The organism is Paraburkholderia guartelaensis, from assembly GCF_004353905.1.
GTDB lineage: Bacteria > Pseudomonadota > Gammaproteobacteria > Burkholderiales > Burkholderiaceae > Paraburkholderia > Paraburkholderia guartelaensis.
Window position 1 is genome coordinate 117,975 of record NZ_SMOD01000004.1, and the last position, 15,012, is coordinate 132,986.

General features: G+C 65.2%; 13 protein-coding genes. All 13 read right to left on the reverse strand.

Annotated elements, in window-relative coordinates:
• Window positions 1-2: 2 nt before the first annotated feature.
• The 13 genes from E1N52_RS06845 to E1N52_RS06905 all read right to left on the reverse strand — a co-directional run bounded on the left by E1N52_RS06845 (window position 3) and on the right by E1N52_RS06905 (window position 14,862).
• Entirely contained in the window at window positions 3-1,349 is a 1,347-nt protein-coding gene (locus E1N52_RS06845; protein WP_133181383.1) for an adenylosuccinate synthase, read from the reverse strand.
• Window positions 1,350-1,528: 179 nt separating this feature from the next.
• Window positions 1,529-2,680, reverse strand: a complete 1,152-nt coding sequence (locus E1N52_RS06850; RefSeq protein WP_133181385.1) for an ATP phosphoribosyltransferase regulatory subunit — start codon at window positions 2,678-2,680, stop codon at window positions 1,529-1,531.
• 122 nt (window positions 2,681-2,802) lie between these two features.
• Window positions 2,803-2,994 carry a DUF2065 domain-containing protein gene (locus tag E1N52_RS06855; RefSeq protein ID WP_028210024.1) on the reverse strand — a complete coding sequence of 64 codons (192 nt, stop codon included), beginning with the start codon at window positions 2,992-2,994 and terminating at the stop codon, window positions 2,803-2,805.
• A gap of 47 nt (window positions 2,995-3,041) precedes the next feature.
• Window positions 3,042-3,956 carry a protease modulator HflC gene (gene hflC / locus E1N52_RS06860; protein WP_133181387.1) on the reverse strand — a complete coding sequence of 305 codons (915 nt, stop codon included), beginning with the start codon at window positions 3,954-3,956 and terminating at the stop codon, window positions 3,042-3,044.
• Between the two features lie 13 nt (window positions 3,957-3,969).
• Complete coding sequence (gene hflK / locus E1N52_RS06865; protein WP_133181388.1) at window positions 3,970-5,457, reverse strand: FtsH protease activity modulator HflK; 1,488 nt, start codon at window positions 5,455-5,457, stop codon at window positions 3,970-3,972.
• 98 nt (window positions 5,458-5,555) lie between these two features.
• Window positions 5,556-6,740 carry a GTPase HflX gene (gene hflX / locus E1N52_RS06870; protein ID WP_246088981.1) on the reverse strand — a complete coding sequence of 395 codons (1,185 nt, stop codon included), beginning with the start codon at window positions 6,738-6,740 and terminating at the stop codon, window positions 5,556-5,558.
• A gap of 59 nt (window positions 6,741-6,799) precedes the next feature.
• Window positions 6,800-7,036 carry an RNA chaperone Hfq gene (gene hfq, locus E1N52_RS06875; RefSeq protein WP_027793540.1) on the reverse strand — a complete coding sequence of 79 codons (237 nt, stop codon included), beginning with the start codon at window positions 7,034-7,036 and terminating at the stop codon, window positions 6,800-6,802.
• 162 nt (window positions 7,037-7,198) lie between these two features.
• A complete protein-coding gene (gene der / locus E1N52_RS06880) occupies window positions 7,199-8,536 on the reverse strand; it encodes a ribosome biogenesis GTPase Der (RefSeq protein ID WP_133181393.1) in 1,338 nt (445 codons plus the stop codon).
• Window positions 8,537-8,867: 331 nt separating this feature from the next.
• Window positions 8,868-10,013, reverse strand: coding sequence for an outer membrane protein assembly factor BamB (gene bamB, locus E1N52_RS06885; protein WP_133181395.1), 1,146 nt, complete (start codon window positions 10,011-10,013; stop codon window positions 8,868-8,870).
• A 75-nt stretch (window positions 10,014-10,088) separates the two neighbouring features.
• Entirely contained in the window at window positions 10,089-10,718 is a 630-nt protein-coding gene (locus E1N52_RS06890; protein ID WP_133181396.1) for a tetratricopeptide repeat protein, read from the reverse strand.
• Window positions 10,719-10,798: 80 nt separating this feature from the next.
• Window positions 10,799-12,136: a histidine--tRNA ligase gene (gene hisS, locus E1N52_RS06895; RefSeq protein WP_133181398.1), complete on the reverse strand. Its 1,338-nt coding sequence runs from the start codon at window positions 12,134-12,136 to the stop codon at window positions 10,799-10,801.
• Between the two features lie 96 nt (window positions 12,137-12,232).
• The gene (gene ispG, locus E1N52_RS06900; protein WP_133181400.1) at window positions 12,233-13,552 is read right to left on the reverse strand and encodes a flavodoxin-dependent (E)-4-hydroxy-3-methylbut-2-enyl-diphosphate synthase; all 1,320 of its coding nucleotides are present in this window, start codon (window positions 13,550-13,552) and stop codon (window positions 12,233-12,235) included.
• 113 nt (window positions 13,553-13,665) lie between these two features.
• Window positions 13,666-14,862: a helix-turn-helix domain-containing protein gene (locus E1N52_RS06905; protein WP_133181402.1), complete on the reverse strand. Its 1,197-nt coding sequence runs from the start codon at window positions 14,860-14,862 to the stop codon at window positions 13,666-13,668.
• Window positions 14,863-15,012: the final 150 nt, after the last annotated feature.

The following is a 15,012-nucleotide window of genomic DNA, read 5'->3' on the forward strand; positions in this document are numbered from 1 at the left end:
ACTTAGACCTTGAACGGATGACGCAGCAGGATCGTTTCGTCGCGATCCGGGCCAGTCGAAACCATGTCGATCGGCACGCCGGCGACTTCCTGCACGCGCGTGAGATACGCCTGCGCGCTCTTGGGCAGCGCGTCGAACTGCGTGATGCCGATGGTGCTTTCGTTCCAGCCTTCAAACGTCTCGTAGACCGGTTCGCACGCGGCCACTTGCGAGGCGCCGCGCGGGAGAATGTCCACGTCCTTGCCGTCCACCTTGTAGCCGACGCAGAGCTTCACTTCGTCCAGACCGTCGAGCACGTCGAGCTTCGTGATGCACAGACCCGTCACGCCGTTGATCTGGATCGAGCGGCGCAGCGCGGCGGCGTCGAGCCAGCCGGTGCGGCGCGGACGGCCGGTGACCGAACCGAATTCCTTTCCGACCTTCGCGAGCGTGAGGCCCACTTCTTCCTGGCGATCGGCGTTGTCGGCGTCGTACAGTTCGCTCGGGAACGGACCCGAACCGACGCGCGTGCAGTACGCCTTCGTGATGCCGAGCACGTAGTTGAGCTTTTGCGGACCGACGCCCGCGCCTGCCGACGCCGCACCCGCGACGCAGTTGCTCGACGTGACGAACGGATAGGTACCGTGGTCGATGTCGAGCAGCGTGCCTTGCGCGCCTTCGAACAGGAGATTTCCGCCTTCGTGGTTCACGTCATACAGACGACGCGAAACGTCCGTGACCATCGGCTTCAGACGATCGGCGTACGAGAGCATCGTGTCGAGCGTTTGCTGATAGTCGACGGCCGGCGCACCCAGGTACTGCGTGAGCACGAAGTTGTGGTAGTCGAGATTCTCGCGCAGGCGCTCGGCGAAATTCTCCGGCTCGAACAGGTCCTGCACGCGCAGACCGCGGCGTGCCACCTTGTCTTCGTAGGCCGGACCGATGCCGCGACCCGTCGTACCGATCTTCGCGGCGCCGCGCTTGGCTTCGCGCGCCTGGTCGATAGCGATGTGGTACGGCAGGATGAGCGTGGTGGCTTCGGAGATGAACAGACGCTTCTGGACGTCGATGCCCGCTTCTTCGAGCTCGCCGATTTCCTTGAAGAGCGCTTCGGGCGAGAGCACCACGCCGTTGCCGATGTAGCAGGCGGTGCCGGCACGCATGATGCCCGACGGGATCAGTCGGAGAATGGTCTTCTTGCCGCCGATGATGAGCGTATGGCCGGCATTGTGACCGCCCTGGAAACGCACCACGCCTTGCGCGTGGTCCGTCAGCCAGTCGACGATCTTGCCCTTGCCCTCATCGCCCCATTGGGTGCCCACGACGACGACATTGCGTCCCGGGGTTACATTCACTGCGCTGGCAGACATGGTGTTTCGTTAGCTGGTTAAAAACGTATTCTACCTGGGTTCAGCGGCAAGGCCGCCTTTTTTTCCCCAGATTCGCGGAATTTCCTTTTGCACTCAACGGCATGCGCGATGCGAAGCGTGCTTTGGCGCGCTTGCGCAAAGGCTTGCGGGGCGGCGCGAATGGCCGCCCGAGTGCGGCATCAGGCGTGCTTTTCGACGACCCAGACGCCGTCGCGCTCGACGAGCACGCGGTCGCAGGCGAACTCGTCCATGTCGTGCTCGTGACCCGGCAGCGCCTGGATCACGACCTCGCCCGCATCGCGCAGCGCGGCGACCGCGCTGCGCAGCCCCTCGTCATGGCGCCACGGCGCGAGGATCGCGCTGCTGCGCGCTTCGACCGGCGAAATACGCGCCACTTCCCGCAAATCGAGCGAGAAGCCCGTCGCTGCGCGGGCACGTCCGTAGACTTCGCCCACCTTGTCGTATCGCCCGCCACGGGCCACGGCGTTCGGCACGCCGTCTACATAGGCCGAGAACATCACGCCGCTGTGGTACGCGTAGCCGCCGAGATCCGCGAGGTCGATCATCAGCTCCGCACCCTCGATCTCGCGCACGAGGAACGCGAGGTCGTCGAGCGCACGGGCAATGCCCGGCAGCGCCGGCAGACGCGTGCGGGCTTCGTCGATCACGCTCGCGTCGCCGTAAAGCGACGGCAGCGCGCGCAAGGCGTCGCGCGTGGCGGCTCCGAGGTTTTGCGTGAGTTCCGCGAGACGCGGCACGTCCTTGCCAGCGAGCGCTTCATACAAAGCGTCGCCAAGCGCGGCCGCAGCGGGATCCGCTTCGAAGATCGCCGCGAGCACACCTGCGTGCGAAAGGTCGAGGCGTACCTTCGCGAGGCCCGCGAGGCGCAGCGCATCGAGCATCAGCTGCTGGATTTCGAGGTCCGCTTCGAGGCCGGCATGGCCGTAGATTTCCGCGCCGGTCTGGATCTGTTCGCGCGTGGCGTGCAGACCGCGCGGCAGCGTGTGCAGCACGTTGCCCGCGTAGCACAGGCGCGTCACACCCTGGCGGTTCAAGAGGTGCGCGTCGATGCGCGCGACCTGCGGCGTCATGTCGGCGCGCAGGCCGAGCGTGCGGCCCGAAAGCTGATCGACGAGCTTGAACGTGCGCAGGTTGAGGTCGCGCCCGCTGCCCACGAGCAGCGACTCGAGATACTCGAGCAACGGCGGCATGACCATCTCGTAGCCATAGGCGCGGAAACGGTCCAGCAGGCGACGGCGCAGCTCTTCGATCTTGCGCGCTTCGGACGGCAGCACGTCCGCAATATTCTCGGGGAGTAACCAGGTCGACATCGGTTGAGTCCTACCACAATGAGGGCCGCGCGCGGCGAAACGCCACGCGGCCCGATAATTCGGAATCCGTCAAAAAACGCCAGTCGCACACCGCGTCTGAGGACAGCCGCGGCACGAGGCCGTCAGGTCGCCAGCATCAGCAGGACGAGGCCGAGCCCCATCACGATGAGCCCGCCGATCCTGATGTGATGCGGCGGCCGTTCCGCGATTTTACGGAATGTGTCACGCCACGCCGTCGGAAAAACGAACGGGAACATGCCCTCGATAATCAGCATCAGCGCGATCGCGAGCAAGAGGGAGCCAGCTATGTCCATGCGAAGAAATACGCCGCGCAGTGCGCGGCGCGTGTGTCTCGTTTTGTCTAGTGTTTGCGCGGGGTGGCGGAAGCCGGAGCGTTATCTCCGCTATTCGCGCCGCCGTTAGGACCACGCATGAAGCGGAAGAAGTCGCTCGACGAATCGACCACAATGACGTCGCCGGGCCGGAAGCTCTCGCGGTACGCGAGCATGCTCTGATAGAACCGGTAGAAGTCCGGGTCGCGCCCGAACGCCTCGGCGGCAATCGCGGCGGCCTTGCCGTCGCCCTCGCCCTTGATCGCTTGCGCCTGCGCGTAGGCATCGGCCAGCACGCCCTGCTGCTTGCGCTCCGCGTCGTCCTTGATCTGCTGCGCTTCGGCCGCGCCCTTCTCGCGAATCTCGGCGGCAGCCTGCTCGCGTGCGGCGCTCATGCGCTTGAAGACCGCCTGCGCCAGCTCCGGCGGGTAATCGACGCGCGTGAGTTCGATTGCGATCACGTCGATGCCGAGCGGCGCCGCGGTTTGCCTCAGCGCGTCGCGCGCGCCGTTGGCAATGGCTTCCTGCTGCGCGAGTGCCTCGGCGAGCGTGACCTTCGAGATCGCGTCGCTGAGCGCGTCGCGCGACAGCGAGGCGAGACGGTCGGAAAGCGTCTGCGCATCGCCCTTGGTGGCCTCGAAGAGCTTGAGCGGATCGGAAATGCGATAACGCACGACCGGGTTCACGAGCAGCTCGGTCTTGTCCGAGGTCGTGTAGCGGTCGGCGTCGGGCGCATCGAACGCCTGAATGCGCGTGTCGATGAACGTGACGGTCTGGAACGGCGGCGGCAGCTTCACGTGCAGCCCAGGACCGGCGAGCGTGGCATTGGCCCCGCCCGACGAAGAAATGATGGCGACGTGGCGCGGATCGACCATGAAGACGGCCGACGACGCAACCAGCACGACAACGACGACGGCAACGACGAGCGCAATGATCTTGTTCATATTGGCGCGCCCCTTATTGCACGTCGCTTTCGCGGCCGCGCGAGCGGAACGCATCGCGCGAACGGAAGGCGTCGCTCGCGGCAGCTGCCGCGTCGCTGGCCGTGGTTGCGGGAGCCGCACCTTGCTGCTGCGCGCCCTGCTGCTGGGCACCCGGTTGGGCCCCAGGCTGTACGGCCTGCTGCGCGCCTTGTTGTGACTCGCTGCCGGCTGCCGGCGCGGAAGCCGCATTGGCGTCCGAAGCCGCGCCTGCCGTTGCCGCACCAGCACCTGATGCCGCAGCGGCACCCGTTGCGCCTGCCGCCACAGCGGCGCGCTGGCGTGTCGTATCGACGAGCTTGTCGAGCGGCAGGTAGATCACGTTGTTGCCCGACTTGCTGTCGACGAACACCTTCGTCGCATTCGAATAGATGTGCTGCATCGTCTCGAGATACATACGCTCGCGAATCACCGCCGGCGCCTTCGCATATTGTTCGTAGACCTGCGTGAAACGTTGCGCGTCGCCCTGCGCCTGCGAAACCACGCGTTCGCTGTACGCTTTGGCTTCGTCGACGAGACGCGCCGCCTCGGTCTGCGCGCGCGGCAGCAGCTGGTCGGCATAGGCCTGCGCGTCGCGCTTCGCGCGATCGCGGTCCTGGCGCGCCTTGGCTTCGTCGTCGAGCGCAGCCTGCACCTGATCGGGCGCCGAGACGCTCTGGATCGCGACGCCGGTCACGCCGAGGCCGGTCTTGTACTCGTCGAGCGCGTGCTGGATCGTGTCGGCAAGCTGAGCGCGAATCGGTTCGCGGTCCGCGTACAGCATGTCGTTCGTGCTGCGCGCGCCCACCACGGTGCGCATCGCCGCCTGCGCGGCCTGCGTGACGGTGAGGTCGGGATCGACGCTGCGGAACAGATAGTCGGTCGGCTGCTTGACCTGGTACTGCACGGTAAAGCGCACGTTGAGAATGTCGCCGTCATGCGTGATGACCGCGGCATCCTTCACGTTTGCCGGGCGCACGAGGTTGCTGCGGCCGATCTCGACGGTGCGGATCTGACCGACATTGACGATTTCGTGAGTCTGGAACGGATACGGCATGCGCCAGTGCACACCCTGGCCGACCGTGTGGCGATACTGGCCGAACTGCAGCACGACGCCGGCCTGGCCTTCCTGAACGACGAACACGCCGCTGCCCACATAGATCGCGATGAGCACGCCGAGCACGATACCCACGCCGATGCGCGCGCCATGGCCATTGTCCGGACGCGGCCCGAAGCCGCCCGGCCCCTTGCCCTTGCGGCCGAAGAAAGCGGACACACGGCGGTTGAAGTCGCGCCACATTTCGTCGAGATCCGGCGGACCGTCGCCCTTGTCGCCGTTGCCACCCTTGTTGCCGTTATTGCCCGGCGGGCGGCGCCCGTCGTCAGAACGCTGGCCATTGCCGTCGCCTCGACCCCAACGCGGGTCGTTCAGCGAGAAAATGGCGCTTGCGCGCTGCCAGCCAGTCCGCTTGTTGTAATCGTTCACCTGTGTTCGTTCACCAGAGTAGACAGCGGGTCAATTGCGTGCGGACTCCATCGGAGCCGCTGGGCCGGCCTTGTGTGCAAGACAACGCCGGTCGCGCTTCAGCGCTCGTGTTCGGGTTCCCAGCGAGGTTCTTCCTGCACCGCGCTCCAGTCCGCGGCCAGGGACTGCGACGCATCGGCAAGCGGCTCGGCAGTCGCGATTTCAGCGATGGCGGAGCGCAGCGCATCCAGTCCGACACCCGTGCGCGCGCTCAAAAAGACGCGCGAAATATTACCATATTCATCACGCTCGACCGTTCCGCCGCGGGCCGCCAGTTCCGGCACGGCGTCGATCTTGTTGAAGACCAGCACCTGTCGGATCGTGTCCGCGCCGATATCGTGCAGCACGCCGTTCACCTGATCGATCTGATCGAGGCGCACGGCACTCGACGCGTCCACCACGTGCAGCAGCAGGTCGGCCTGAACCGTTTCCTGCAGCGTTGCGCGAAACGCGGCGACGAGCTGGTGAGGCAGCTCACGGATGAACCCGACCGTATCGGACAGCACGATCTGCCCCACTTCGTCGCCGAGCCAGACGCGCCGCGAAGTCGTGTCGAGCGTCGCGAACAACTGGTCGGCGGCGTAGGCCTGCGCCTTCGTGAGCGCATTGAAGAGCGTGGATTTGCCGGCGTTCGTATAGCCCACGAGCGACACCGACATCGTGCGGTTGCGTTCGCGCTGACGCCGCTGCGTGCCGTGCTGGCGCCGCAGCTTCGCAAGCTTGCCTTGCAGCATCTTGATGCGCTCGCCGATGAGCCGGCGGTCGGTTTCGAGCTGCGTTTCACCCGGGCCGCGCAGGCCGATACCGCCCTTCTGGCGCTCGAGGTGAGTCCAGGCGCGCACGAGGCGCGTGGCGAGGTATTGCAGCTGCGCGAGCTCGACCTGCAGCTTGCCTTCGTGGCTGCGGGCGCGCTGGGCGAAGATGTCGAGGATGAGGCTCGTGCGATCGACCACGCGGCGATTGAGTGCGCGCTCCAGATTACGTTGCTGGGCGGGCGACAGCGCGTGATTGAAGATGACGATTTCGATGTCGTTCGCCTCACAGGCGAGACGCAGTTCCTCGGCCTTGCCGCTGCCGATGAACATGGCAGCGTCGGGACTGGAGCGTCGCCCGGTGAGCGTGACAGCGGGAGTGGCGCCCGCGCTTTTGGCGAGCAGGCTGAGTTCTTCGAGACTGGCTTCGAACTCGGTCTTGCCGAAGTCGATGCCGACGAGTGCGGCGTTGATCAAATTAGAGGATGTCAAAATGAAAGCGGCCGGACCAGAGCAGCCTGCGAGGCGCCCCGGGCCGGCCGCGTCATGGGTCAGGACGCTTCCGTATCCGGGTGGAAGTTCACCGGACGGGCCGGAACCACCGTGGAGATGGCGTGCTTGTAAACCATTTGCGTAACCGTATTACGGAGCAACACGACGTACTGGTCGAACGATTCGATGTTCCCTTGAAGCTTGATGCCGTTGACCAGATAGATCGAAACAGGCACGTGCTCCTTGCGCAGCGCGTTCAGAAACGGGTCTTGTAACAATTGCCCTTTGTTGCTCATAGCAAACTCCGTATTTTTTTGCAGGTTTAACTTATATTGGGATGAAGAAAAAGAAATCCACCACCAATCGCTACACTATAGCTGATTCTCGTTCCCCCGCGCGGTTCCTGGCGGTTCGGCCAGGAGGCCTTTGCGGGGTAGCGAACGCTATTCAGCAACAGCCTAGTTTTTCTCTGTATAGGGATTCGTCGAGGAGCGAAACTCTATGCGCAATGGAGTGCCGGTGAGCGAGAAAGTTTCCCGGAAGCGGTTCTCCAGATAGCGCTTGTAGGTTTCGGTCACGGCGTCGAGTGCGTTGCCGTGAATGACGATAATGGGCGGGTTCTGTCCCCCCTGGTGCGCGTAGCGCAGCTTCGGACGCACCGGGCCGCGACGGCGCGGCTGCTGGAACTCCACGGCTTCGATGAGCGCACGCGTGAGCTTCGGCGTGGGCAGTTTCGCCATGGCGGCGGCATAGGCGTCGTCCACCGAGCGCATCAGCGGGCCGATGCCGAACTTCTCTGTCGCCGAGATGAAGCGCATTTCCGCGAAGTCGAGGAACTTCAGCTTGCGCTGCAGGTGGTGCTTGGTGCGGTCGCGCGCGTGGTCGTCCATGCCGTCCCACTTGTTCACGCCCACCACGAGCGCGCGGCCCTGCTCCACCACGAAGCCCGCGATATGCGCATCCTGGTCCGAGATTTCCTGCTGCGCATCGAGCAGCAGAATCACCACGTTGGCGTCGGCGATCGACTGCAGCGTCTTCACCACCGAGAACTTCTCGATCGCTTCGAACACCTTGCCGCGGCGACGCAGACCCGCCGTGTCGATCAGCGTGTACTTCTTGCCGTTGCGCTCGAAATCCACGTAAATCGAATCGCGTGTCGTGCCCGGCATGTCGAACGCGATCACGCGGTCTTCGCCGATCAGCGTGTTGACGAGCGTCGACTTGCCCACGTTCGGGCGGCCGACGATCGCAATCTTGATGCCGTGCTTCGCGGCGTCCTCTTCGCTTTCTTCGGGCTGGTCGGCGTACGCCTTTTCAAGCGCCTCGTTGATCATTTCCGTCACGCCGTCGCCGTGCGCCGCGGAAATGGCACGCGGGTCGCCGAGACCGAGTTCGTAGAAGTCGGCTGCCACGGCGCTGTACTTCATGCCTTCGGCCTTGTTCACGACGAGGTAGATCGGCCGGCCGGTCTTGCGCAGGTAGTCGGCGATGTGCTTGTCCTGGGGCGCCAGGCCATTGCGGCCGTCGCAGATGAACACGACGATATCGGCCTCTTCGACGGCCTGGCGCGTCTGGCGCGCCATCTCGTGCAGGATGCCGTCCTTGGCGACCGGCTCGAAGCCGCCGGTGTCGACCACGAGATACGGGCGATCGCCCACGCGCCCTTCACCGTAGTGGCGGTCGCGCGTGAGGCCAGGCAGGTCGGCCACCAGCGCATCGCGCGAACGCGTGAGCCGGTTGAACAGCGTGGATTTCCCCACATTGGGGCGCCCGACGAGGGCGATTACGGGTTTCATCTGATCTTTTCTACAGTAAGGCGCAGCGCCGGAGAGTCCGGCGTGCTGCGCGGCAAGTCCCGCGCCTGCGGGGCTGCATCAGTTGCAAATTATCACGAATTTCACGAGCCGGGCCGCGGCCCCGAGCCGAAAGCGCGGCGTGACCGGGGCTGGGCGCCGCGCAACCGCCGGGTGGCGATAACGGTGAACGGCGGGGTCGTGCACGCCGCCGTCCCAAAATGCGCATGGCCGGCTTGAGCCGGCCAGCGGACAAGGCATCGGAACCTGCTGGCTCCGGCGCCTCCTGCATCTGCTCGAAGCGCCGCTCGTGTGGCGCTCCCGCAGACGACGCTTAATGCGGACGCAGACCGTACAGGTCGCCGTCCTTCGTCTGCACGACCAGCGTATTGCCAGCGAGCACCGGCGCGGCCGTGATCGGGCTGCCGTCGGTCTTCACGCGCGAGACGAAGCTGCCGTCGTCGAGCGAGAGGAAATGCACGTAGCCTTGAAAATCGCCGAGCACGACTGCGTGACCCAGCAATGCAGGCACGCTCACATCGCGGCTCTTGAGCTTCTCGTTCGTCCAGGTCGGCTCGCCCGTCGAAACGCTGAAGGCCTTCACGACCGACCAGTCGTCGCCGCCCACCACCGTGCTTTCATCCTGAGCGATGCCGCTCGTGCTCGAGAACGCCTTTTGCCACATCGGACGACCGGAATTGGCGTCGAAGCAGCCAAGCTGGCCCTGGAACGTGACCGCACAGGTCGTAGCGCCTACCAGCGTGGGCGGGCCGCTCACGTCGTTGATGCGCTCGACTTCCGTCACGCCCTTCGGGTACGAAACCGGCGTTTCCCAGAAGGCGTCGCCGCTTTGCAGGTTGATCGCCGCGAACGAGCCGCCCGGGAATCCGGCCAGCACGGCCTGGTCGCCGGCGAACGTCATGCCCGCCGAAACGCGCAGGTTCAGCGGCACGGCGCGGTTGCGGTAGATCCACTTCTGCTCGCCCGTCTGACCGTTGAACGCGACGATCTGGCCGTCGATCGTACGCACGATCACGAGGCCGTTGCCGACGAGCGGCGGCGAGATGATCTCGCCCGGCGCCTTGGCTTGCCACGAGAGCTTGCCGTTTGAGTCGAGCACGTAGACGTCGCCCTTCAGGCCGCCGACGGCCGTGAGGTTACCGTCGCTGCCCACGCCCGCCGAGAGGTCGTCCTTGAGCTTGGTGCGCCAGACGTCCTTGCCCGACGCTGCGTCGATCTTCGCGACCGAGCCGTTCTCACCCGCTGCGTAGACGGCGTCGCCCACGGCGACCGGCGCGAACAGATAGCGGCCAGCCTTGCCGACACTCGACTTCCACACCTGCTGGACGTCCAGCGCCGGCTTGAATTCGGTCAGCGGCACCGGCACGCGGCGCACGTCTTTCGTCGATGAGCAGGCTGCGAGAGCCAGGACGGTCATCGCGAGAGCGACGGGCACAACGGTTCGTTTCAGCAGATTCATCGGTGAACGACGCATGAATGAAGTTGGTATGAATGGTTTCGCAATGCTGCGCGCACGCTCGGCACGCTTCGCAATTTAGCCGCCGAGCGCATCCAGCTTGAACTGGATCAGCTGACGCTCGGAAGCGTCGCTCTTCGGCAGGCTGTCGAGGGCGAGCTTGTAGGCCGCGCGCGCGTCGTCGCGCTTGCCGGCCGCAGCCAGCAGATCGCCGCGACCGTCGGCCACGATGCCCTTGAACGGACCCGAATCGGGTTGCGGAATCAGCGCGAGGCCCTGATCGTAGGCCTTTTCGTCGAGCAGGAGCGAAGCGAGACGCAGCTTGGCGATCTGGCGGAATTCGTCGTCCTTGGCGTGGTCGGCGGCCCATTGCAGCTGCGCCTTCGCGCCGGCCGTGTCGCCCGCCATATAGAGCGCCTTCGCCACGCCGAGCGCCGTCATCTGCGCGTACGCCGTGCCGCCGAAGCGATCTTCCATGTCAGTCGCGACGCGCGTGAGCATGGCCTTGTCGCTGCTGTTCGCGGCCTGCTGGACCTGGTCGTACAGCACGGCGGCTTCGGCCGCCTGGCGGCGCTGCCAGAAGTTCCAGCCGTTCCACGCTGCGAGCGCGAGCAGAACGATCAGCACGACCCACGTAGTGGCGTTACCCCACTGCCCCCACCATGCCTTGAAGCTCTCGATCGATTCCTGTTCGTCGTGGTAACTCATCGCGTAGCGATTCCTCGTTTATTCTGAAGCCTGTTTTCGAATGCGCAGCGACCTGAGCAGCCCCACCGGGGCGGCCCTTATTAATCGTCGCCGTCTTCGGCGGATGCAACCATCGCATTGATCAGATATTCGGTCAAGTCCTCAAGCGCTACCGTTTGTTGCTCGCTGCGGGCCTCCGCGGCCGTGCCGCGCAGCGCCTTCACACCGGCCTCGCCCCTGGCCACTTCGTCCTCGCCGAGCACCACCGCAAAGGCCGCGCCGCTTGCATCCGCACGCTTCATCTGCGACTTGAAGCTCGCGCTCTGACCATCGGCGCTGCAATGCAAAATCACATCGAGACCCGTATCGCGCAGACGCTCCGCCACGATGAACGCTTTCTCGCGCGCGGCTTCGCCCTGGTGGACAACGTAGACATCGCAACCGTCTTCTTCCGGCACGAGGTCTTCTTCCTTGAGCAGTTCGAGAATGCGTTCGATGCCCATGGCCCATCCGCACGCTGCCGTCGGCTTGCCGCCCAGTTGCTCGATCAGCGGATCGTAACGGCCGCCCGCCGCGACGGTGCCCTGCGCGCCGAGCTTGTCAGTCACCCACTCGAACACGGTCAGATTGTAGTAATCGAGACCACGCACGAGACGCGGATTGATCTTGAACGGAATGTTGTTCGACTTGAGAATGCGCTGCAGCCCTTCGAAGTGCGCGAGCGACTCCTCGCCAAGGAAATCGATCAACTTCGGCGCCTTGTCCGCGATCTCCTGCAGCGCGGGATTCTTCGTGTCGAGCACGCGCAGCGGGTTCGTGTAGAGGCGGCGCTTGCCGTCTTCGTCGAGCAGATCGACGTGCTGCTCAAGGTACTTGATGAGCTCGACACGATGCGCCGCGCGCTCTTCGGCCACGCCGAGCGAGTTGATCTCGAGCTTGATGCCGGTGAGACCGAGGTCGTCCCAGAGGCGTTGGCACATCAGGATGATTTCAGCGTCCGTATCGGGGCCCGCGAAACCGAGCGCCTCGACGCCCACCTGATGAAACTGGCGATAGCGGCCGCGCTGCGGACGCTCGTGACGGAACATCGGGCCGATGTACCACAAGCGCTTCGGACCGTCGTAGAGCATGTTGTGCTCGATCGAGGCGCGCACGGCAGCCGCCGTGCCTTCCGGGCGAAGCGTGAGGTTCTCGCCGTTGAGCGCGTCGGTGAAGCTGTACATCTCCTTCTCGACGATGTCGGTCACTTCGCCGATGCCGCGCGTGAAGAGTTGCGTATGCTCGACGATCGGCGTGCGGATATTTTGATAGCCGTACGAACGAAGCAGCGACTTCACCGTGGTTTCGAAGAATTCCCACAGCCCTGCCTCCTGCGGCAGGATGTCGTTCATGCCCTTCACGCCCGTGAGCTTTTCGGGCTTGCGTTTTTGTTCAGTCATTGCGTTGCGAATTGGCTTTATGCGGTTGTGCGTATCGAGCTACAAGCAGGCTACAAGCGAGCTACATGCGAACTACAAGCGGATCGACCGGCTTGCTCAGTTCGTCGCTTCGGCCTTGCCGTACTTGCGCGCGACGTAGTCGCTCACGATCTGCTGGAACTCTTCGGCGATGTGCTCGCCGCGCAGCGTCTTCACCTTCTCGCCGTCGATGAAGACCGGCGCCGCGGGGTTCTCGCCCGAGCCCGGCAGGCTGATGCCGATGTTCGCGTGCTTCGATTCGCCCGGACCGTTCACGATGCAGCCCATCACGGCGACGTTCATCGTCTCGACGCCGGGATACTCGTCGCGCCACAGCGGCATCTGCGCACGCAGATAGCCCTGGATCTGCGAAGCCAACTCCTGGAACAGCGTGCTGGTCGTGCGGCCGCAGCCGGGGCACGCGATGACCATCGGCGTGAACGAGCGCAGGCCCATGGTCTGCAGGATTTCCTGGCCCACCACGACTTCGCCCGTACGCGCACCGCCCGGTTCCGGCGTGAGCGAGATGCGGATCGTGTCGCCGATGCCCTGCTGGAGCAGCACGGAAAGCGCCGCCGTCGAAGCGACGATGCCTTTCGAGCCCATGCCCGCTTCCGTGAGGCCGAGGTGCAGCGCGAAATCGCAACGCTTCGCGAGTTCCTGGTAGACGGCGATCAGGTCCTGCACGCCGCTCACCTTGCACGACAGGATGATCTTGTCGCGGCCGAGGCCGAGTTCGACGGCGCGTTCCGCCGAGCCGATGGCCGACTGAATGAGCGCTTCGTACATCACGCTTTGCGCTTCCCACGGCTCCTTGCGCGCACCGTTCTCGTCCATCATGCGCGCGAGCAGGTCCTGGTCGAGGCTGCCCCAGTTCACGCCGATACGCACCGGCTTGTCGTACTTGATGGCCGTTTCGATCATCTGCGCGTACTGCGTGTCGCGCTTCGCGCCCTGGCCCACGTTGCCCGGGTTGATACGATACTTCGACAGCGACTCGGCGCAGGCGGGATAGTCGCGCAGCAGCAGATGGCCGTTGTAGTGGAAGTCGCCGACGAGCGGCACCATCACGCCCATGCGGTCGAGCTGCTCGCGGATATGCGGCACGGCCGCCGCCGCTTCCGGCGTGTTGACCGTGATACGGACGAGCTCCGAACCCGCCTGCGCGAGTTCCTTGATCTGGATCGCGGTGCCGATGGGGTCCGCGGTGTCGGTGTTGGTCATCGACTGCACGCGCACCGGCGCGTCGCCGCCGATCGTCACCAGCTGGCCGCCCCAGCGCACATGCACAGCATGCGACTTGCGGCGCGGCGCGTGGCCGCCGAGAACCGGCTCGTTCGAGCAGATCTGACTGTTGCTGGTCGAGGATTGCGTTTCGCTTTGCATCGAAAAACCCATTTACGCCTCACGCGCGCTTTTCGCCGACTAGTCGGCGGCGGCACTACGTGAATTGAAAAAGCGTCGCGGCCGGCAATGAGACTTGCCAGGCCGCGACGCATGCCATGTCTTGATCAGGGCAGCACGAAGCGCGCGACATTGCCACGCGCCGACGCGTACTTCGACGTGTCGACCGGCTGGCCGTCGATGGTCATCGACTCGATGCCGGCCTTGTTGCCCACGGTGACCTTGAGCGGCTCGGTGCCGGTGATCTCACGCGCGTCGCTGCCGTGGATCAGGCCCGAGAAAACTTCTTTGCCATCTTTCTGGCGCACATTGACCCAGGTGTCCTGCGTCACGCGGATCGCGAACGTCGAGGTGTCGGCGCCATTGTCGGCTGCCGCGGCCTGCGCCGCCGCTGCGGCCGGTGCGCTCGCCGCCTGCGCGCGCGCAGCGCTTGCCGCGTTGGCAACGGCCGCCGCCGGTGCGGCGCTTGCAGCGGCAGGCTTCGCGGCCTGCGGTGCCGGTTGCGCAGCTTGAGGCGCGGGTTGCGCAGCTTGAGGCGCCGGTTGCGCAGCCTGCGGCGCGCTCGCCGTAGCGTCCTGATCGGGCGCCGCGTTGGCGTTGGCGTTGTCGCCCGCGTCGTTCGCGTCACCAGCCTGCGGCGCGGCGGACTGATCCGCGCCCTGAACGGCCGATGCACCCTCGTTGCCGGTCGCAACGCCCTGCGTCACGGTCGGCGACGACGCGCCCGTCTGCACGCTCGCGCCGTTCGCCATCGCCTTCAGGCGCGCAAACCAGGCCGACGATTCGCCACTGTTCGTGTGCCACATGGAAATCGCAAGCACCGCGATAACGATGATCGCCACGCCCCACAACCACGAGGCGCGGCGGCGCGGAGCCCGCGCGCCACTGCCGCCGAGCGAGAGCGAGACGCGGCCGCGCGGCAGATCGGAGCCCGCCGAAGCCGGCATCGACAGATCCGGCTGCGCCATGCCGCGCTCGCGGCGCAGCGCCTGCGTGAACGGCGTGGAATCGGTACCGAGCAGCTTCGCGTAGGCACGCACCACGCCGAGCGCGAACGTCGTGTCCGGCAGATGGCTGATATCGCCCGCTTCGAGTTCGCGCAGCTTCGACACCGACACCTTCAGGCGCGCCGAGACATCTTCGATCGCCCAACCCTTGGCCTCGCGCAGCTGCGCAAGACGCGCGCCGGCCGCGGCCATCGTGTCGGGCACTGCCTGCACCGGCGAAGGTGTGGCGCCCGGCGCCGAACGACCTGCGTTGCTGTCAGTTCCGTCTGTCCCGAAAGGGTGCTGCGGCTCGCTCATCCCAAAGTCCTTGCGTCGATTCTTTTCAATACTGGAACCGGTCAGGCGCGTCCCGCCCCGCCTCTATCCGATTCGCAGACCGTTTATAACAAAATGTGCGGCCAGTGTGCCGCTTCCGATCGCTTCTGCAACGTTTCTTTTACTACTGCC

What these genes read in the sequence shown, in the direction of transcription:
- E1N52_RS06845 (WP_133181383.1), bottom strand. Translation starts at nt 1,349, where the DNA reads ATGTCTGCCAGCGCAGTGAATGTAACCCCGGGACGCAATGTCGTCGTC.
- ispG (WP_133181400.1), bottom strand. Translation starts at nt 13,552, where the DNA reads ATGGGTTTTTCGATGCAAAGCGAAACGCAATCCTCGACCAGCAACAGT.
- bamB (WP_133181395.1), bottom strand. Translation starts at nt 10,013, where the DNA reads ATGAATCTGCTGAAACGAACCGTTGTGCCCGTCGCTCTCGCGATGACC.
- der (WP_133181393.1), bottom strand. Translation starts at nt 8,536, where the DNA reads ATGAAACCCGTAATCGCCCTCGTCGGGCGCCCCAATGTGGGGAAATCC.
- hflC (WP_133181387.1), bottom strand. Translation starts at nt 3,956, where the DNA reads ATGAACAAGATCATTGCGCTCGTCGTTGCCGTCGTCGTTGTCGTGCTG.
- E1N52_RS06890 (WP_133181396.1), bottom strand. Translation starts at nt 10,718, where the DNA reads ATGAGTTACCACGACGAACAGGAATCGATCGAGAGCTTCAAGGCATGG.
- hisS (WP_133181398.1), bottom strand. Translation starts at nt 12,136, where the DNA reads ATGACTGAACAAAAACGCAAGCCCGAAAAGCTCACGGGCGTGAAGGGC.
- E1N52_RS06855 (WP_028210024.1), bottom strand. Translation starts at nt 2,994, where the DNA reads ATGGACATAGCTGGCTCCCTCTTGCTCGCGATCGCGCTGATGCTGATT.
- E1N52_RS06905 (WP_133181402.1), bottom strand. Translation starts at nt 14,862, where the DNA reads ATGAGCGAGCCGCAGCACCCTTTCGGGACAGACGGAACTGACAGCAAC.
- E1N52_RS06850 (WP_133181385.1), bottom strand. Translation starts at nt 2,680, where the DNA reads ATGTCGACCTGGTTACTCCCCGAGAATATTGCGGACGTGCTGCCGTCC.
- hfq (WP_027793540.1), bottom strand. Translation starts at nt 7,036, where the DNA reads ATGAGCAACAAAGGGCAATTGTTACAAGACCCGTTTCTGAACGCGCTG.